At 62.9% G+C, this 18,375-nt stretch carries 8 protein-coding genes; 6 read left to right on the forward strand and 2 right to left on the reverse strand.

The genetic code is table 11. The features are described from left to right. The first annotated feature begins 304 nt into the window (after positions 1–304). From A9995_RS08345 to A9995_RS08355, 3 genes are all read left to right on the forward strand, one after another. Entirely contained in the window at positions 305–3,331 is a 3,027-nt protein-coding gene (locus A9995_RS08345; protein ID WP_067611391.1) for a TonB-dependent receptor domain-containing protein, read from the forward strand. Beyond that, complete coding sequence (locus tag A9995_RS08350) at positions 3,321–4,076, forward strand: hypothetical protein (protein ID WP_233998140.1); 756 nt, start codon at positions 3,321–3,323, stop codon at positions 4,074–4,076. The genes A9995_RS08345 and A9995_RS08350 overlap by 11 nt, the downstream gene beginning before the upstream one ends. A 257-nt stretch (positions 4,077–4,333) precedes the next feature. Further along, positions 4,334–7,549, forward strand: a complete 3,216-nt coding sequence (locus A9995_RS08355) for a TonB-dependent receptor domain-containing protein (protein ID WP_082992583.1) — start codon at positions 4,334–4,336, stop codon at positions 7,547–7,549. A gap of 88 nt (positions 7,550–7,637) precedes the next feature. Here the strand turns inward: A9995_RS08355 and clpB are convergent, their stop codons facing one another. Continuing rightward, positions 7,638–10,217: an ATP-dependent chaperone ClpB gene (clpB, locus tag A9995_RS08360; RefSeq protein WP_067611395.1), complete on the reverse strand. Its 2,580-nt coding sequence runs from the start codon at positions 10,215–10,217 to the stop codon at positions 7,638–7,640. A gap of 212 nt (positions 10,218–10,429) precedes the next feature. Between clpB and A9995_RS08365 the strand changes: the two genes are divergently transcribed. The 3 genes from A9995_RS08365 (at position 10,430) to A9995_RS08375 (ending at position 16,028) form a co-directional block, all read left to right on the forward strand. Further along, the gene (locus A9995_RS08365) at positions 10,430–12,655 is read left to right on the forward strand and encodes a penicillin acylase family protein (RefSeq protein ID WP_199797236.1); all 2,226 of its coding nucleotides are present in this window, start codon (positions 10,430–10,432) and stop codon (positions 12,653–12,655) included. 38 nt (positions 12,656–12,693) lie between these two features. Continuing rightward, a complete protein-coding gene (locus A9995_RS08370) occupies positions 12,694–15,627 on the forward strand; it encodes a pitrilysin family protein (protein ID WP_067611397.1) in 2,934 nt (977 codons plus the stop codon). Positions 15,628–15,722: 95 nt separating this feature from the next. After that, a complete protein-coding gene (locus A9995_RS08375) occupies positions 15,723–16,028 on the forward strand; it encodes a hypothetical protein (protein ID WP_067611399.1) in 306 nt (101 codons plus the stop codon). Between the two features lie 83 nt (positions 16,029–16,111). Here A9995_RS08375 and A9995_RS08380 read toward each other — a convergent pair whose 3' ends face one another. Next, positions 16,112–18,292 (reverse strand): S46 family peptidase, encoded by a 2,181-nt coding sequence (locus A9995_RS08380; protein ID WP_067611400.1) that lies wholly within the window; start codon positions 18,290–18,292, stop codon positions 16,112–16,114. Between the last annotated feature and the right edge of the window lie 83 nt (positions 18,293–18,375).

The following is an 18,375-nucleotide window of genomic DNA, read 5'->3' on the forward strand; positions in this document are numbered from 1 at the left end:
CGGATGCCGCGACCTGTCCCCCCAAATTTACCGCTCTGTCAAACTTAGTTATGCCTCCAACACGAAAGCCACGATCCCGTAAGCCGGTCGGGAAAAGCGAAGGGTTTATGTCATTCCTTGAATGTTGCAAAATGGCGACACGTGCTGCCAATCTTCACGGCCGCTGGGAAACGGATTTGCGGCCACGGAGCGACTAGAGCATCTCTGGCTGCAGCTAGGCACGCATCCAGTCGTATATCGTGTTGGGGCATAACGTACGAAACCGGAACCGCATTTGTGGTAAAATTTAAAGGGGACAGAATTCATGAAAAAACTCAACCTTCTCAAGGCTAGCGCAGCGCCGATCGCGCTGGGCCTTGCGCTTGCAGCGCAACCGGCGATTGCTCAAGTTGCGCCTGTCGCAGAAGAGAGCATCGATGGAGAACAGGTCGCCGAGACCGGCGCGATCATCGTCACGGGTTCGCGCATCGCGCGCCCCGAGGTGGAAAGCGCCAGTCCAGTTACCGTCGTCGGTCAGGAAGAGATCGCCAAATCTGGTGCGGTGCGCGTCGAAGATCTCCTGAACTCCTTGCCCCAGGTCCTGGGTGGCCAGAACGCATTCATCGCCAATGGCGCCAGTGGAACAGCGACAGTGGATGTTCGCGGGCTTGACCCGGAACGTACGCTTGTCCTGATCAATGGTCGCCGCCTGCAGCCGGGCGATCCCGCTTTGCCGGTCGCCGATCTTAACCAGATTCCTGCAAGTCTGATTGAGCGTGTCGAGGTACTGACCGGCGGTGCCTCAGCGACCTACGGTGCGGACGCCGTGGCCGGCGTTGTCAACTTCGTGATGAACACTGACTTCGAAGGGGTCAGTCTCAACACGCAATATGGTGTTTACCAGCATGACAATGGCACCAGCCAGGTCGTAAGCGCCGATGACGAGACCATTCTCGATCTGAACGATGCGCGTGGCTTCAATCCACCCAGGGGCAACTCCGTAGGCGGCGCACAATTCAGCGCCGAATTGACTGTGGGTGCTGGTTTTGACGACGGCCGTGGTCACGTGACCGCCTATGCCGGATATCGTCAGGTTGACGCCTTGTTGCTCGGCTCGCGCGACTATTCGTTCTGTGCATTGACGGGATCGGGCAGTGGGGTCGGCTGCGGCGGTTCGTCGACTGCGCCCAACGCAACGATTACCGATCCGTTCTTCGATCTTTTTGGCACGCTCGTGGCCGACGGGGCGGAAGACTTCAGCTCCCCTTATCAGCCTTATAACTACAATCCCATAAATCACTTCCAGCGTCCCGACACCCGCTATACTGCAGGCTATTTCGCCGATTACGAAATCTCGCCTGAAGTGACTGTCTACTCTGAATTCATGTTCATGGACGATCGCTCAAAGGCGCAGATTGCACAGTCGGGTACGTTCTTCGCCGATCAGTACAATCTGGCTTGCGACAGTCCGCTCTTTACCGCCACCCAAGGCGCCACCCTGTGCGCGGCAATCGACGGGCAAGAGGCAAGAGGCGACTTCATCGACACGAACGACGATGGCGTCGCTGACACCGATCCGACCGGGGCGGGCGTCGTGCCGATCCTCATCGGCAAGCGCAACGTCGAGGGTGGACCGCGCTTCGACGATTTGCGTCACACCGCCTACCGCATTGTCGGCGGCCTGCGTGGGCAGATCACTCCTACGATCCGCTACGATGTTTCGGGCCAGTTCGGGACGACCATCTTCAGTCAGGTCTACAACAACGACTTTTCGAGATCGCGCCTGCGCAATGCATTCAACGCAACCGTGGATGCCGATGGAAACGTTGTCTGTCAGTCCGTCGTCGACGGCACAGACCCGAATTGTGCGGTTTACAATCCGTTCCAGGGAGCGGGTATCATCGCAGGCACCGACCCGCGTCAGGGCATCACTCAGGCCGCGATCGATTATGTCAACATCCCGCTGCTTTCGCAGGGTGAAGTCAAGGAAACGATCGTCAACGCCTACATCGCCGGCGACCTTGTGCGCATGTTCGATGCGGATCCGATCGGCTTCGCAGTCGGTGCCGAATACCGCAAGGAACAGCTGAGCACGACCAACGATCTGGCGTTCCAGACGCAGGATGGCGCGGGCCAGGGTAGTCCCCAGCTCGACGTTGACGGCTCCTTCGATGTCAAGGAAGTGTTCGGCGAACTCCGTATTCCCGTGATCCAGAACGGTTTTGTCGATCTGCTCGCATTCGAGCTTGGCTATCGTTACTCCGACTACAGCACCGGTGCCACGACCGATACCTACAAGGCTCTGGTCGAATTCGCCCCGATCCCGGAAATCAAGTTCCGTGGCGGCTACAACCGCGCTGTTCGCGCTCCGAACATTCTCAACCTGTTCTCTCCGCAGCGCATTGCCCTGTTCGATGGTAGCGATCCTTGTGCCGGGACCACTCCGGACTTTACTGCGGCGCAGTGTGCGAATTTGGGTGTTCCGGCAAATCGCTATGGATCGATTGTTGCCAGCCCGGCCGCGCAGTACAACCAGGTCATCGGTGGTAATCCGAACGCCGAGCCTGAAATCGCGGACACGTATACGGCTGGCGTGGTCTTCGACAACCTGATCCCTGGACTGGTCGCTTCGGTCGACTATTTCGATATCTCTGTCGCCAATGCGATTTCGACGTTGGGCGCCCAGGTCTCGATCAACCAGTGCGGCCAGACCGGCGAGGCTCAATTCTGCGACCTCGTCAATCGCGCACCGGGAAGTCTCACTCTCTGGACTCTGGGCAGCTTCGTCACCAACACGACGCAGAATATCGGCGGCGTGTCGACGAGCGGGATCGATGTCTCGGCCAGCTACATTCGTCCGGTCGGTTCGGGCCGGGTTTCCCTGAGCTTCAACGGCTCCTGGCTGAACGAGTTCTTGTTCGACACGGGTATCCCCGCTGCGGGTTCAGACGGTGTCTATGACTGTGCCGGCTTCCATGGCAGCAGCTGCCTGACGCCACGGCCGGATTGGCGTCACCAGTTCCGGGCTGGTTACGAATTGGACAGCGGCGTCGGCTTTTCCGTCCGCTGGCGCTATTACGGTTCTGTCGATTGGGATCAGCGCAGCAGCGACATCGATCTCGGTACTGGTGCCGCTGCCTCGGTTGGCGATATCGGCGCACAGAGCTACATCGATCTGACGACGTCCTTCGCGGTCGAGCCGTTCACTCTGCGGCTTGGCGTGAACAACGTATTCGACAAGGAACCCCCGATTATCGCTTCCGGCTACGGCGGAAGCAACGGCAACACCTACGTCGAAACCTACGATCCGGTCGGCCGTTACCTCTTCGTCAACGCGACGCTTGATTTCTAAAACCGGATTTCAACATCGATCAGGAAAGGCGGGCTTCGGCCCGCCTTTCTTTTGCGTGTCGCCCTTTCTCTTGTGCGTCGCAAAGGGGTTCCCAGGCGCCGCGAAGCTGCCCATAGCTGGGGAACTGTCTGTTCACGGAGGCTCCAGCATGTTCAAAACCCACCCCGCCGCCCGTCCTCGCGGGCGCGCACATCCTAAGGGCCGCAGGTTCAGTCACAGCCTGCGCTTCTCATTGGGCATCGCAATGGTGTCCGCAGCGTCCGTGGCGGTCGCGCACGATTCCCCGGCCAGCCAGGTCTCTTCTTCCGACCATATCGCAGAGCTCAAGGCCTGCCGCGGCATCGCCGTGGAGGCTCAGCGGCTCGCCTGTTTCGATAGATCCGTCGGCGCGATAATCGCTGCCGCCGACAGCGGCGAAGTCAAAGTCGTCGACCGCGAAGACGTCCGCGAAACGCGCCGCAGCCTGTTCGGCTTCGCCTTGCCCAGGCTCGGCATCTTCGGCAGCGTCGACGACGAGGAAGACATCTCGATGCTGACATCCTCGATTACCGGCGTCCGCCGACTTCCCCGCGACACTTACATCATCACCATCGCCGAGGGCAGCAAATGGCAGGTGAACAATGCCCCGCTGCGCCTGCGTCCACCAGAGGTCGGGAATTCGATCGTTCTCAAGAAAGCCTCGCTTGGCTCGTTCTTGATCCGCATCGACGGGCAGATCGGGGTTAAGGGACGGCGTATTGAATGAAGCGCCCGCGTATTCCCGTCGCTACCCCCGCGCTCCAAGGCCAAGAACCGCGAGATTTCCTGGCGAGCGACTGTTGCATTAACGTGACATTCGCGATCGAAGCACCATCGCCTGCCGGAATTCAATTGCGACCTCACTGCTAGAGATTAAACCGTCATGCACGAAAGCAGAGGGCATGGGTCCGCGGACTCGCAGCGTGGCTCTGCAGCGTTAATTCCGGCCGGGTCGCACCGGCATCTCTTGGGGAAGTATCAATCATGAATGCATCACGTGTTTTTGCGGGTCGCGGCAAGGGTCGCCTGTTTGCGACCGCCGGTGTTCTCGCGCTCGGCATCGCCGGATATTCCGCTCCTGCCTTCGCGCAGGATGCCGATGAGGACGAAACTGCCCAGGAAACCGAAGTCCTGCAGCCCGGAGATGCGGTGCTGCCAGGCGGCCCGATCGTCGTTACCGGATCGCGTATCCGGAGGCCCGAACTCTCGTCGCCGGTCCCGCTGACCACTTTCGGTGGTGACCAGATTTATCGCCAGGCCGAAAACAACGTCGGCGAGCTTTTGAACGATCTTCCTGCCCTTCGGCAGACGGTTTCGCAGTCGAACCCGGGCCTCAGCATCGGCATCGCGGGTCTCAACCTGCTTGACCTTCGCGGCCTTGGTACTTCGCGGACGCTCGTTCTCGTCAACGGTCGGCGTCATGTCGCGGCCGACATCTCTTCGACCGCATCTGCGGTTGATATCAACTCGATTCCCTCTGCACTCATCGAGCGGATCGATATCGTCACCGGCGGTAATTCCGCCGTTTACGGTTCTGATGCCATCGCCGGCGTGGTGAACTTCGTACTGCGCGACAAGTACGACGGCATCGATCTGCGCGCCAATGCCGGGATCACCGAAGTGGGTGCGGGCCTGAACTACTCCCTCTCGGGCGTCATCGGCAGGAATTTCGCCGACGGTCGCGGCAACATCACGTTCGCAGCCGAGTACACCGAGCAGGAGCGCGTATTCGCCTCCCAGCTGCCGCATCTCCGGTCGAATGATGGCCTGTTCCAGACCAGCCTCGATCCCGCCGGCAGCAGCTCGGACGGCATCCCGGACTCGGTCTTTGTTCGTGACTCGCGCTCGGGCACGATCTCCCAGTTCGGTCTCGTAGCATTCCCGCAGCGTACTGCGCGGAACGAATGCGGCGGAGCTACGCTGACCGGCGGTGCTTTCAACTGCAACTTCCTGTTCCTGCCCGACGGTAGACTCGTCCCGCAAACCTTTGACGGCCGCGTGAGCACGTCGCAGTTCGGCGGCTTTTTCGGCGGCAATGGTGACACCGGTCGGGAAGGTCGTCGCACATCCGTTCGTCCGCAGAACGAGCGTATCGCAACGAACCTGTTCGCTACCTACGAATTCTCGCCTGCATTCGAGACCTTCATGGAAGCCAAATACGTGCGCGCCGCCACTCAGGGCTCGAACTCCGGCCCTGCCTTCTTCCAGGGTCGCTTCACCTTTTCGGATCCGCGCGTTCGTTTCCGTCTCGACAATCCCTTCCTGAACCCCCAGGCTCGTCAGCTTATCACCACCGAATTGCTCCGTGACGGTCGCGTCAACGACCTGATCGCGGGTGGTCCGATCAGCCAGGCTGCAGTTGCCGACGGAAGCCAGCGCTTCACGGTCAACAGAAGCCTGATCGATCTTGGCCTTCGTGACGAGGATACCGTTCGGGAAACCTATCGTCTCGTTCTCGGCGCACGCGGTGAAATCACCCCGAACCTGAGCTACGAAATTGCCGGGAACTACGGTCGGACCGAACAATCCATCGACGTGCTTGGCAACGTGTTCACGCAACGCCTGTTGCTTGCGCTCGATGCGGGCCGCGATCCTGCCGACGGTCGGATCAAGTGTCGCTCGCAGTTCGACCCCACCGCAGCCTTCGGTCAGGCAGGTATTCCTGCTTCCACGCTTGCCGGCGACATCGCCGCCTGCGTACCTTACAACGCTTTCGGTGCCCCGGATAACCGTGCTGCCGCCGACTACATCACCGCCGACGCCGGCAATTTCGGTAAGCTCGAGCAGTACAATGCGCTCGCGTTCCTCTCGGGCACGACGGCGAGCTTCTTTGAATTGCCTGGAGGCCCTGTCGGTTTCGTCGTGGGTGGGGAATATCGTCGCGAAGATGCTTTCTTCCGGGCGGACGACGCGATCGAGCAGAACCTGACGTTCACCAACCCTCTGACGCAGTTCAACCCGGAAGAACCCTTCGAGGTTAAAGAGGCTTTTGCAGAAGTCGACTTCCCGCTGCTATCCGAAGTTCCGTTCTTTAATGAGCTTTCGGTCAGCGCTGCTGGTCGCGTTTCGGACTACACAGGCCCGATCGGCACAACCTATGCGTACAATCTGGGTGTCCGTTGGTCTCCCGTTTCGGACCTTTTGTTCCGTGCCAATTACGGTCAGGCCGTCCGCGCTCCTAACTACACGGACACGGCTGGCGAGCCGAATGTAACCTTCATTACGGTTACAGATCCGTGCGGATCAGTCCGTATCAACCAGGGTTCTCAGTTCCGCGCCGCCAATTGTCGGGCAGACCTTGGTGCAATTCTGAACGATCCGGGTTTCCAGTCGATCGCCAATGCGGCCGTTTCAACGGAAGGCCTCAACGGTTCGAACCCCAACTTGTTCGAAGAAACGTCGATTTCGTACACCATCGGCGGCGTTTACCAGCCAAGCTTTCTTCCTGGCTTTGCTATCACTGTCGACTACTACAACATCGAAGTGGAAGACGTGATTGCGGCGGTTGCTGGTAACACCATCATCGCCACCTGTTATGATCTCCCCACGCTCGACAATCCGTTCTGCGCCAACTTCCAACGCAATGGGGCGGGCACGGGCCCGCAGGGTGAGGAACCGGGCCAGGTGCTTCAGGGATCGATCCTCCAGTCGCCCTTGAACTTTGCAAATCGCGTCCGCGAAGGCATCGACTTCGACGTTTCTTATCGCAAATCCATTGCCGAGGACACTTTCGTAAATGCGAGGGTAATCTACACGCACGTTCTGACGTCGAGCAACTTCCAGGATCCAACCAACCCTGACTTCGAAAACCGGATCCTCAGTGAACTCGGCGACCCGAAGGACCAGTTCGTGTTCGACCTCGATTTGACGTTCGGTCAGTTCACTGTCGGATATGGGGCACGGTATATTGGCCCGCAATTGACGACGTCGTACGAAGCTCAATTCCCGCTCAATGATGGTCCCGCGCAGAATCCGGACGCCGCCTTCCCGCTGGAATATCCGGAAACACTGTACCACGACCTTCGCTTCGCCTTCCAAGTCGAGAACGCAGAGAACGAGAACTCGTTTGAATTCTATGCCGGCGTCGAAAATCTCCTCGACACCAATCCCCCGCTGGGCCTCACGGGACTTGGTGACGGAAGTGCAATTTATGAGACATTCGGAAGAAAGTACTTCGCCGGTGTGCGCGCTCTCTTCTAATCGTTTCTGCACGAATGGATAAAAGAAAAGGCCCCGGGTAACCGGGGCCTTTTTCGTTCGGCAATTCACATGGAGCGCGCAAACCCGCCTAGCGCACGTCAATCTGCAGCTTCCCATCCCCCTCGTCGATCTCCACCGTCGAGCCATCGGGCACCTCGCCCTTGAGTATCCGGTCCGCCAGCGGATCCTGGACATAGCGCTGCACCGCGCGTTTCAGCGGCCTCGCGCCATAGACCGGATCGTAGCCGACCCGCCCCAGCCAGCGCAGTGCGGCATCGGTGAGGTCGAGCGTGATCTTGCGGTCGGCGAGCAGTTTCTGCACCCGGGCGACCTGGATTGCGACGATCGGCGCCATGTGTTCCATCTCCAACCGGTGGAACAGAATGATCTCGTCCAGCCGGTTGAGGAACTCGGGGCGGAAATGGCCGCGCACCACATCCATCACCTGCGGCTCGACATCCTCGACCTTCTGGTCGTCATCCATATTGGCGAGAAACTGGCTGCCCAGGTTCGAGGTCAGGATGATCAGCGTGTTGGCAAAATCGACCCGGCGGCCCTGCCCGTCGGTCAACCGCCCGTCGTCGAGCACCTGCAGCAGCACGTTGAACACATCGGGGTGCGCCTTCTCGACCTCGTCGAACAGCACGACCTGATAGGGCCGGCGCCGCACCGCCTCGGTCAGCACCCCGCCCTCCTCGTAGCCGACATAGCCGGGAGGCGCGCCGATCAGCCGCGCGACCGCGTGCTTCTCCATGAACTCGCTCATGTCGATGCGGACCATCGCGTCGTCGTCGTCGAACAGGAAGGTCGCGAGCGCCTTGGTCAGCTCGGTCTTGCCCACGCCCGTGGGGCCGAGGAACAGGAAGCTGCCGAGCGGGCGGTTGGGATCCTGCAGGCCCGCCCGCGCACGCCGCACCGCCTTCGACACCGCGTCGATCGCCTGGCGCTGGCCGATCACCCGCTTGCCGAGGATTTCCTCCATCTGCAGCAGCTTCTCGCGCTCGCCCTCGAGCATCCGGTCGACCGGAATGCCGGTCGAGCGGCTGACGACGGCGGCGATGTCGTTCTCGGTCACTTCCTCGCGCAGCAGGGCATTTTCGGTGTGGCCCGAGGCTTCTTCGATCTGCTTCTCCAGCTCGGGAATCCGCCCGTAGGACAGCTCGCCCGCCTTCGCGAGATCGCCACCGCGCTGCGCCTGTTCGAGCTCGATCCGCGCTGCGTCGAGCTGTTCCTTGAGGTGGCTCTCGGCGTGGATCTTGTCGCGCTCGTTCTGCCACCGCGTGGTCAGCTCGCTCGATTGCTGCTCGAGCTCGGCGAGCTCCTTGCGCAAGGCCTCGAGCCGGTCCTTCGAGGCGCGATCGCTTTCCTTCTGGAGCGCCTGCTCCTCGATCTTGAGTTGGATGATGCGCCGGTCGAGACCCTCGATTTCCTCGGGTTTGCTCTCCATTTCCATGCGGATCCGGCTTGCGGCCTCGTCCATCAGATCGATCGCCTTGTCGGGCAGGAAGCGGTTCTGGATATAGCGGTTCGACAGCTGCGCCGCCGCGACGATCGCGCCATCGGTGATCCGCACGCCGTGGTGCAGCTCGTATTTGTCCTTGATCCCGCGCAGGATCGAGATCGTGTCCTCGACGCTGGGCTCGTCGATATAGACCGACTGGAAGCGGCGTTGCAGCGCCGGGTCCTTCTCGACATATTTCTGATATTCATCGAGCGTGGTCGCGCCGATGCAATGCAGCTCGCCGCGGCTGAGCGCGGGCTTGAGCAGGTTGGAGGCGTCCATCGAGCCCTCGCTCGCGCCCGCCCCGATCAGCGTGTGCATTTCGTCGATGAACAGGATGATCTGGCCGTCGGCGCGCTTGACCTCGTCGAGCACCGATTTGAGCCGCTCCTCGAACTCGCCGCGGTATTTGGCGCCCGCGATCAGCGAGCCCATGTCGAGGCTCATCAGCGTGCGGCCCTTGAGGCTGTCGGGGACATCGCCATTGGCGATCCGCAGCGCGAGGCCTTCGGCGATCGCGGTCTTGCCGGTGCCGGGCTCGCCGATCAGCGCGGGGTTGTTCTTGGTCCGGCGGGCGAGAATCTGGACGGTGCGGCGGATTTCCTCGTCGCGGCCGATGACGGGATCGAGCTTGCCGTCGCGCGCGGCCTGGGTGAGATCGCGGGCGTATTTCTCCATCGCGTCGTAGGTTTCCTCGGCGCTGGCCGAAGTGGCCCGCCGCCCGCCGCGCAATTCGGAGATTGCGGACTCGAGCTTGACCGGATCGATATCCGCCGATTTGAGCGCCTGTCCGGCGGAGGTGGTGGTGGCGAGCGAGAGCGCGACCAGCAGGCGCTCGACGGTGACATAGGCATCGCCCGATTTCTCGGCGATCTGCTCCGCCTGATCGAGCACCCGCACCGCGTCGTTGTCGAGCCCGGGGGGCGCCTGCGCACCGCTGCCCGAGACCGCGGGGACCTTGGCCAGCGCGGCGTCGATCTCGTCCTCGGCCATGCGCGGATTGCCGCCGGCGCGCGCAATCAGCCCCGAGGCCATGCCTTCTGCGTCCTCGATCATCGCCTTGAGCAAGTGAGCGGGCGAAATCCGCTGGTGGTTCATGCGGATCGCAACGGTCTGCGCGGCCTGGAGAAAGCCCTTCGCGCGATCGGTGAATTTTTCCAGATTCATTGAACAACCCCTCTATGGATGACCCGCCAGATATGGTGTTGCCCTTTCGCAACACAAGGCCTTCTGCGGCCAGGCTCGCGAATTTCCCGGTGTATTACCCGGATATAGGGTTGCCTCGCACCGCCGACAGGGGCCGCTGAGAAAAATTCTTCGCGCGCGGGCTTGTACGCGGACGCGAGGCGGCTACTCATTTGCCGCAAGAGAGGAATTTCATGACCAAATGGCTGTCGCGCATGGGCTTCGCCCTGCTTCTTGTCGTGCTGCTCGCGTTTGTCGCGCTGGCGAGTTGGGAGCCGTTCTGGGCCAAGCGCGATGGCACCGCGCCGCCATCGCAGAATTACACCGCTGAGATCATCCGCGACGATTTCGGCGTCCCGCATATCTATGGCGAAACCGATGCCGATGTCGCCTATGGCGTCGCCATCGCCCATGCGGAGGATGATTTCTTCACCCTGCAGGATGTCGCCGCAATGAGCGTCGGGCGCTATGGCGCGATCGCCGGCGAGGATGGCGCGGCGGTGGATTACGTCTACCATCTGCTCGGCGCGCGCGACACCGCCGAGCGGCACTACCCCACCCTTCCCGCCGACACCCGCGCGCTGTTCGAGGCCTATGCCAGCGGTCTCAACCAATACGCGCGCGAGCATCCCGGCGAGGTCAAGCTCGCCAACCTGTTCCCGCTCGACGGGATGGATATCGCCGCCGGCTTCGCGCTGCGCCAGCCGTTCTTCTTCGGGTTGAACAACATCATCGAACCGCTGGTGGCGAACGAGCCGATGCGGCCCGAATTCGGCCCGGCGATCACTCCCGATCCGGGCGCGGCTGACGATGGCATCCCGCCGGCACGCGTCATCCGCGCCGGTGACGAGCCCGAGACGACCGCCCGCGCATTCCCGCTTCCCATGGGCGAGGACGGCGCGCTGTCCGGCTCCAATGCCTTCGCGGTCACCCCGGAAAAATCCGGCGGCCCGACCGTGCTCATCTCCAACGCCCACCAGCCGTGGCGCGGCGGCGTCGCCTGGTACGAGCTGGTCGTCGAAAGCGGCGAAGGCTGGCACTTTGCCGGGGCCAATTTCCCCGGCAGCCCGTTCCCTTTCCTTGGCCATAACGAGAATCTGGGCTGGACCAACACGGTCAACCGACCCGACATGGTCGATGTCTACAAGCTCGTGCTCGACGACAGCGGAACCCGCTACAAGCTCGGCGATCGCTGGCTCGAGCTGGAAGAGCAGACGGTCACCCTGCCCGTGCGGATAGGTCCCATCACGCTGCCGATCCGTCGCACGGTGCACCGCAGCGTCCATGGCCCGGTGATCGTCAACGACAGCGGCGCCTTCGCCATTCGCTATGGCGGGATCGACGATCTCGGCCAGCTCGATGCCTATTACCGGCTCAACAAGGCCGAAACGCTGGGGCAGTTCGAGACCATCCTCGCGCGGATGGACATCCCCAGCACCAATTTCATCTACGGCGACCAGGAAGGCAATATCGCCTATATCTACAACGCCGCGCTGCCCGATCGGAAGCCGGGGGTGAACTGGCGCGGTATCCTGCCGGGCGACGATCCCTCGCTGATCTGGAACCGCTCGGTCGATTACGAACAATTGCCGCGCTATGTGAACCCGGCGAGCGGCTGGCTCTACAACGCCAACAACACACCCTTTACCGCGGCGGGCGAAGGAAGCGATCTGTCGCCGGAAGATTTCGCCCCCGAACTCGGGGTCGAACTCAAGCAGACCAACCGTTCGCGCCGCGCCTGGAGCCTGATGAGCGAAGGCGGGCTGCTCGACCGCGCCCGGCTCGAGGCAATCAAATACGACAAGACCTATGAGCGCTCGGGCTATGTCGCCCGGCTGTGGGACGCGCTCGAGGCGATCGACCTGTCGGACGACAGCGAACTCGACCGCGCCCGCAACCTGCTGCTCGATTGGGATTTCACCGCCGACAACATCGGCGCGGCCGATGCGATCGCGCTGCTGCTGATCCGCGATTTCATGTCGGCCGAATACCAGAACGAGCCCGAGCCGGATCTGCGCGAGGAACTGCGCGAGACGGTCGATCATCTCAACACGCACTTCGGCCGCATCGATCCGCCGATGGGCGAGCTACTGCGGTTGCGCCAGGGCGAGGTCGATCTGCCGCTCGATGGCGGTTCCGACACCTTGCGCGCCTCGACCAGCTGGGACGTGGACGACGATGGCCGGCTGTCGGTCCGCCACGGCGACAGCTTCATCCAATGGGTCGAATGGACGCAAGGGCAGCGGGTCTCGTCGCGGTCGATCCAGCCCTTCGGTGCGGCGACCACCAGGCCCGAGAGCAAGCACTATGCCGATCAGTCCGCGCTGTTCGTCCAGCACCGCTTGAAACCGGTCCATTTCTGGCGCGAGGATGTGCTGGCCAATGCCGCCAGCCGGAAGATCGTGACCAATCGCCGATAAGCATTTAGTCAATAGCAGTACTTCCAAGGGGATTCGCCATGATACGCATTCTATCGACCAGCCTGATCGCGCTGAGCGTTGCCGCCTGTTCGACCACCGCCAGCGACCCGCTCGCGAGCGCTTCGGCCACTGCCGCTGCGGATCATCCCGCGACTGCCCCCGCAACGCAGTTCGAACCCGCGCCGCTGTCCGATCTGGTTGCCGAAGTCGACCTGCCGTTCGAGAAGTTCACGCTCGACAACGGCCTGACCGTGGTTGTCCACGAGGATCGCAAGGCGCCGCTGGTCGGCGTATCGGTGTGGTACGATGTCGGCTCCAAGCACGAGCCCGCGGGCAAGACCGGCTTTGCGCATCTGTTCGAGCACCTGATGTTCAACGGCACCGAGAACGCGCCTGCGGACTGGTTCGAATATATCCAGCAGATGGGCGGCACCGACGTCAACGGCACCACCAGCCCCGATCGCACCAATTACTTCCAGACCGTACCGACCGGCGCGCTCGACCGCATCCTCATGCTCGAGAGCGATCGCATGGGCCATTTGCTCGACGCGGTGACGCAGGAGAAGCTCGATAACCAGCGCGGCGTCGTCCAGAACGAGAAGCGCCAGGGCGACAACAGCCCCTTCGGCCTGCTGCGTTACGAAATCTTCGAAAACCTGTTCCCCAAGGGGCACCGCTACCACCACTCGACGATCGGCTCGATGGGCGATCTCAACGATGCCTCGATGGCGGATGTCCAGAGCTGGTTCCGTGACCATTACGGGCCGAACAACGCGGTGCTGGTGCTTGCAGGCGATATCGACACCGCCACCGCGCGCGCCAAGGTTGAGCAATGGTTTGGCGACATTCCCGCCGGCCCCGAAGTGGTTCACCCCGATGTGACGGTGCCCACGCTGCCCGCAGACAAGACCAGGGTCACCACCGACAATATCTCCACCACGCGACTGTTCCGCATGTGGACCGTGCCGGGCTCGAACTCGCCAGCGGCAGTGCCGCTCAACCTCGCTTCGGCGGTACTTGGCGGACTATCGAGCTCGCGGCTCGACAACGCGCTGGTGCGCGAGGATCCGGTGGCGGTGTCGGTCTCGACCTTCAATTACTCGCTCGAGGACGCCGGCGTGTTCGTCGTCCAGGCCGATGTGAAGCCGGGGGTCGATCCGGCGGAAGTCGCCGCCAAGCTCGATGCGCAGATCGCCGAATTCCTCGCCACCGGCCCGACCGCCGACGAGCTCGAGCGCGCCAAGGTCAGCACCATGGCGGGCGTGATCCTCGGGCTGGAATCGGTCGGTGGCTTTGGCGGCAAGGCCCCGCAGCTGGCCGCCGGTGAACTGTACATGGGCGATCCCGGCCAGGTCGAGAAGGAGCTCGCGGCAATGGCCGCGGCCACGCCCGAGGAGGTCCACGCGCTCGCCCGCACCTGGCTCTCGCGCCCGGTGTTCAACCTGGTGTTCAATCCCGGCGAACGCACCGAAGGCGGCGAGAACCGCGGCGGCGCGGTGACCGGGAGCAACCCCGAAGGCCCCGCCAGCCTCGCCGACCTGACGCAGGCCAACTACTGCAAGCCCGAGGTCTGCGACCTCGAGGCGCTGGCCGTCTTCGCGCAGGCAGATCGCTCCACGCTGCCCGAGATCGGCACGCTGGTCGATCTCGATTTCCCCGACATCGAACGCGCGACCCTGTCCAACGGCATGGAGGTCTATTTTGCCCGCCGCGACGCGGTGCCGACGGTGTCGGTGATGGTCGAATTCGATGCCGGACGGGCGGCGGAAACCCGCAGCGATCTGGGCACCCAGCGGTTGATGCTGGCGACGATGGACGAAGGCACGCAGCGGCTCAACTCGACCGAGTTCGCCATCGCACAGGAGCGGTTGGCAGCCGATATCTCGGCCGGCGCGAATGCCGACTGGACGACCTTCTCGCTCAGCGGCCTGTCGCCGAACCTGGCTCCATCGCTCGAACTGCTGGCCGAATTCATCCGCCAGCCCGGCTTCCGCACCGCCGATATCGAGCGCAAGCGCGCGCAATTGCTCAATGCGCTCACCGCCGAGCTCAAGGAGCCCAACCAGATCGCCGACCGGGCGCTGCGGCGCACGCTCTACGGCGACCACCCCTATGGCCTGCCCTCCTCCGGTCTTGGCAAGGCGGATCGGCTCCAGGCGCTCACCGCAGCCGATCTGCAGGGTTTTCACGACCGCTGGCTGCGTCCCGACAATGCGCGGATCTATGTCGTCGGCGATACGACGCTGGCCGAAGCCACCGGGCTGCTCGAAGCCAGCTTCGGCGACTGGCAGGCTCCGGCGGGCGGATCGCCCGAGCGGGGGTACGATGCCGCGATCCCCGAACCGCGCCAGCGCATCGTGCTGCTCGACCGTCCCAATTCGCCGCAATCGATCATCTACGGCGGGCTGGTGCTCGACGCGCGCGGCGAGACCGACGATCTGACCCGGCTCAGCGCCTCCAATGAAGCGCTGAGCGGCGGTTTCCTCTCGCGGATCAACATGAATCTGCGCGAGACCAAGGGCTGGTCCTATGGCGCCGGCGGCGGGGTCGGCACCGTGCTCGACCGCGTCTTCTACGGGGTCCGCGCCCCGGTCCAGGCCGACCGGACTGCAGATTCGATCGTCGAGGTCCAGCGCGAGATCGACGAGTTCGTGGCCACCCGCGGTGTCCAGCCCAACGAACTGGAGCGCATCATCAACAGCAATATGCGCGAGCTTCCGGGCCAGTTCGAGACTGCGGGCGATGTCCTCAGCGGGCTGGTGACGATCGTGCGCTACAATCGCGACGACGATTATTACGAAGGTCTCGCCGAGACCTATCGCAATCTCAACGCCGCCGATCTCGACACAATCGCGCGCCAGAACTTCGTCGAGGACGACATCGTCTATGTCGTGGTCGGCGATGCCAGCGTGGTCCGCCCCCAGCTCGAAGCGCTCGATCTCGACGTCGAGGAGATCGCTCTCGAAGAGTAACTTGCCCCGTGTTGACATCGATGTAAGCAACGTCGATGTCGCATGACGTTTAAAACCCGGCCCGCAATCGCGCGCCGCCAGACAGGAGAGCATACATGTCCGTAGCCGGTACGTACGACACCGTAGTCAAGAGCCCGATGGGCGACCAGAAGGGCACCTTCACCGTGGTCCCGGGCGATGATGGCAAGACCTTCACCGGCTCGATGGCCGGCGGCATGGGTGCGATGGACGTCAAGGATGGCACCATCGACGGCGACACGCTGAAGTGGAAGATGGACATGACCGTCCCGATGCCGATGACGCTCGATTGCACCGCCGATGTTACCGGCGATCAGCTGACCGGCAAGGTCAACGCCGGCGCGTTCGGCGACATGGCGCTGACCGGCGAACGCCAGGGCTGATCGCCCCGCCAGTCTGACCAAACAAAAGGGGCGCCGGAGGATCACTCCGGCGCCCCTTTTTCATGTGCCCAAGCCGATCGCGGTCAGTCGACCACGTCCATCTCGGCGATCAGCGCCTGTGCGCCGTCGACCTTGTCCATCACCCACAGCATGTAGCGGGTGTCGACATGGATCGTCCTTGTGGTGCGCGGGTCGAAATCCCAGTCCGAATTGACGCTCTCGAAAGTGCCGTCGAACAATAACCCGACCAGCTCGGCGCGCGCATTGAGCGTGGCCGATCCGGAGTTGCCCCCGGTGGAATCGAGGTCGGAGAGGAAATTCACCGGCACCGAACCGATGCTGTCGAGCGCATAGGGGCCGTAATCCTTGTCGCGGATCGCCTCAAGCTGGCTGGCGGGAGCGTTGAAGGGATCCTCGCCGGTGTCCTTGGCCAGCAGGCCTTCGAGCGTGGTGAACGGCAGGTAGGCCATGCCGTCGCGCGGCGAACCGCCGAGCACGGTGCCATAGGTCACCCGCAGCGTGCTGTTGGCATCGGGATAGGCGAGCTTGCCCTGCGAAGCCTGCCAGCCGGTGATCGCCTCCATATAGGCGGGCCGAAGCGCGAGGCTGCGGCCCGTTCGCGCCTCGGACTGGGCCTCGAGCGTGCGTTCGTAATCGTAGAGCGCAACCGCGAGCTCAATGAAGGGATCCTCGCTCGCTTCGAGCTGCTCGGGCGTCGCGTCGAGCAGGCTGGCGCGATACTCAGCCTCGTCGAGCTTGGTGGCGGCGTAATAGCCATCGATCCGGCGCTCCAGCGCGGCCATATCGACCCCATTGCCAAGGCCAAGCTGGCGATCGAGCACCTCGACCCGCGCCTGTGCGGGTTGCGCGGTGTAGCGGTCGAGGAACAGCAGCCACTCGGCCTTGTCGACCTCGGCATCGTAGCGCCGGTCGAGCGCCTGCAGACCCTGGCGGAAGAAGGTCATGTCGCGTTCCTGATAGCCCGGCTCACGCTCGGCATCGGGCTTCAGCCGTTCCTGCGACAGACGATAGATCCGCTCGGCCGCCGAGAGCATCTGCGAGCTGGTCGCGTAATTGTACCAGAAATTGGTCCGCGCCGCAGTCGCGCTCTCATCGGCGAGTTCCGACAATTGGGCGATCGCCGCACCAAAGGGCGTGCGGCTGTCATCGGCGGCAATCCATTCGGCCAGCGCAGCTTCGCGCATCCGCCGCCGCTCGACCAGCCCGACGCGGCGCGCGCCCTCGATCTGGCCGCGCAGGTTCTTCTCGTAATTGTTGAGCCCTGCGAGCCGCGATTCGTATTTGACCCGCGCGTCCGAATCCGCAGGCGCGGCTTCCTCGATCGTGTCGATCCACTCGTTGAGCAGCGTCACGAAGGTCGGGTACTGCCAGTCGAAGGTGTTCTCGACCTCGGCAAGCATGGTGTAGCGCGAGGTCGAACCGGGATAGCCCGCCGCCATCACGAAATCGCCTTCCTCGAGCCCGCTGGCGCTGACCTTGAGGTGATGCTCGGGCTGGTAGGGGACGTTCTCCTCGGCATAATCCGCCGCCGATCCGTCGGGCGCGACATAGGCGCGGTAGAAGGCGAAATCGCCGGTGTGGCGCGGCCACTGCCAGTTATCGATATCGCCGCCGTATTTGCCGACCGAATCCGCGGGGGCATAGACCAGCCGCACGTCGCGCACTTCGAGCCGCTTGATCAGCTTGTATTGCGCACCGCCAAAGAAGCTGGCGACCAGGCAGCGATAGCCCGCGTCCTGCTCGCACTCGGCGACGATGTCCTTGTTGCGCTGCTCGACCAGGTCGTAGCGCGCCGCGGGCTCGAGGCTCTGGGTGCCTTCGCGCATCCGCGCGGTGACGTCTTCCTCGGCCACGGTCACATAGATCCGCGAGCCGGGCGCGGCGGGAAGTTCGTCGCCCTTGGCCCCGGCGAGAAAGCCATCGACCAGATAATTGTTCTCGGCGGTGGAATTGTACTGCACCGACCCGCGCGCGCAGTGGTGGTTGGTGACGACCAGCCCTTCGGGCGAAACGAAGCTGGCCGAACAGCCGCCCAGAGAGACGATTGCGCCCATCGGGAAGCCGGTGAGATCCGACAGCGCCTCGGGATCGATCTCGAGCCCGGTCGCACGCAGATCCTCCGCGATCAATGGCAGCTGGTCCGGGGTAAACATGCCTTCCTTCGCCGCGAGCGGCGGCGCAAACGAGAGCGCAGCGGCGGAGACCCCGGTCAGCAGCGTGGCGGTCAAAACGGATTTCAACATGGTAGAAGTATCCTTTCTCCGGCACACTCCAGGCGCGCCTCGCGCTTGCGCTAGGACGCTTGGAAGGCGCGTTCAAGCTCTTG

The sequence above is a fragment of the Erythrobacter sp. QSSC1-22B genome, assembly GCF_001678665.1.
Taxonomy (GTDB): domain Bacteria; phylum Pseudomonadota; class Alphaproteobacteria; order Sphingomonadales; family Sphingomonadaceae; genus Qipengyuania.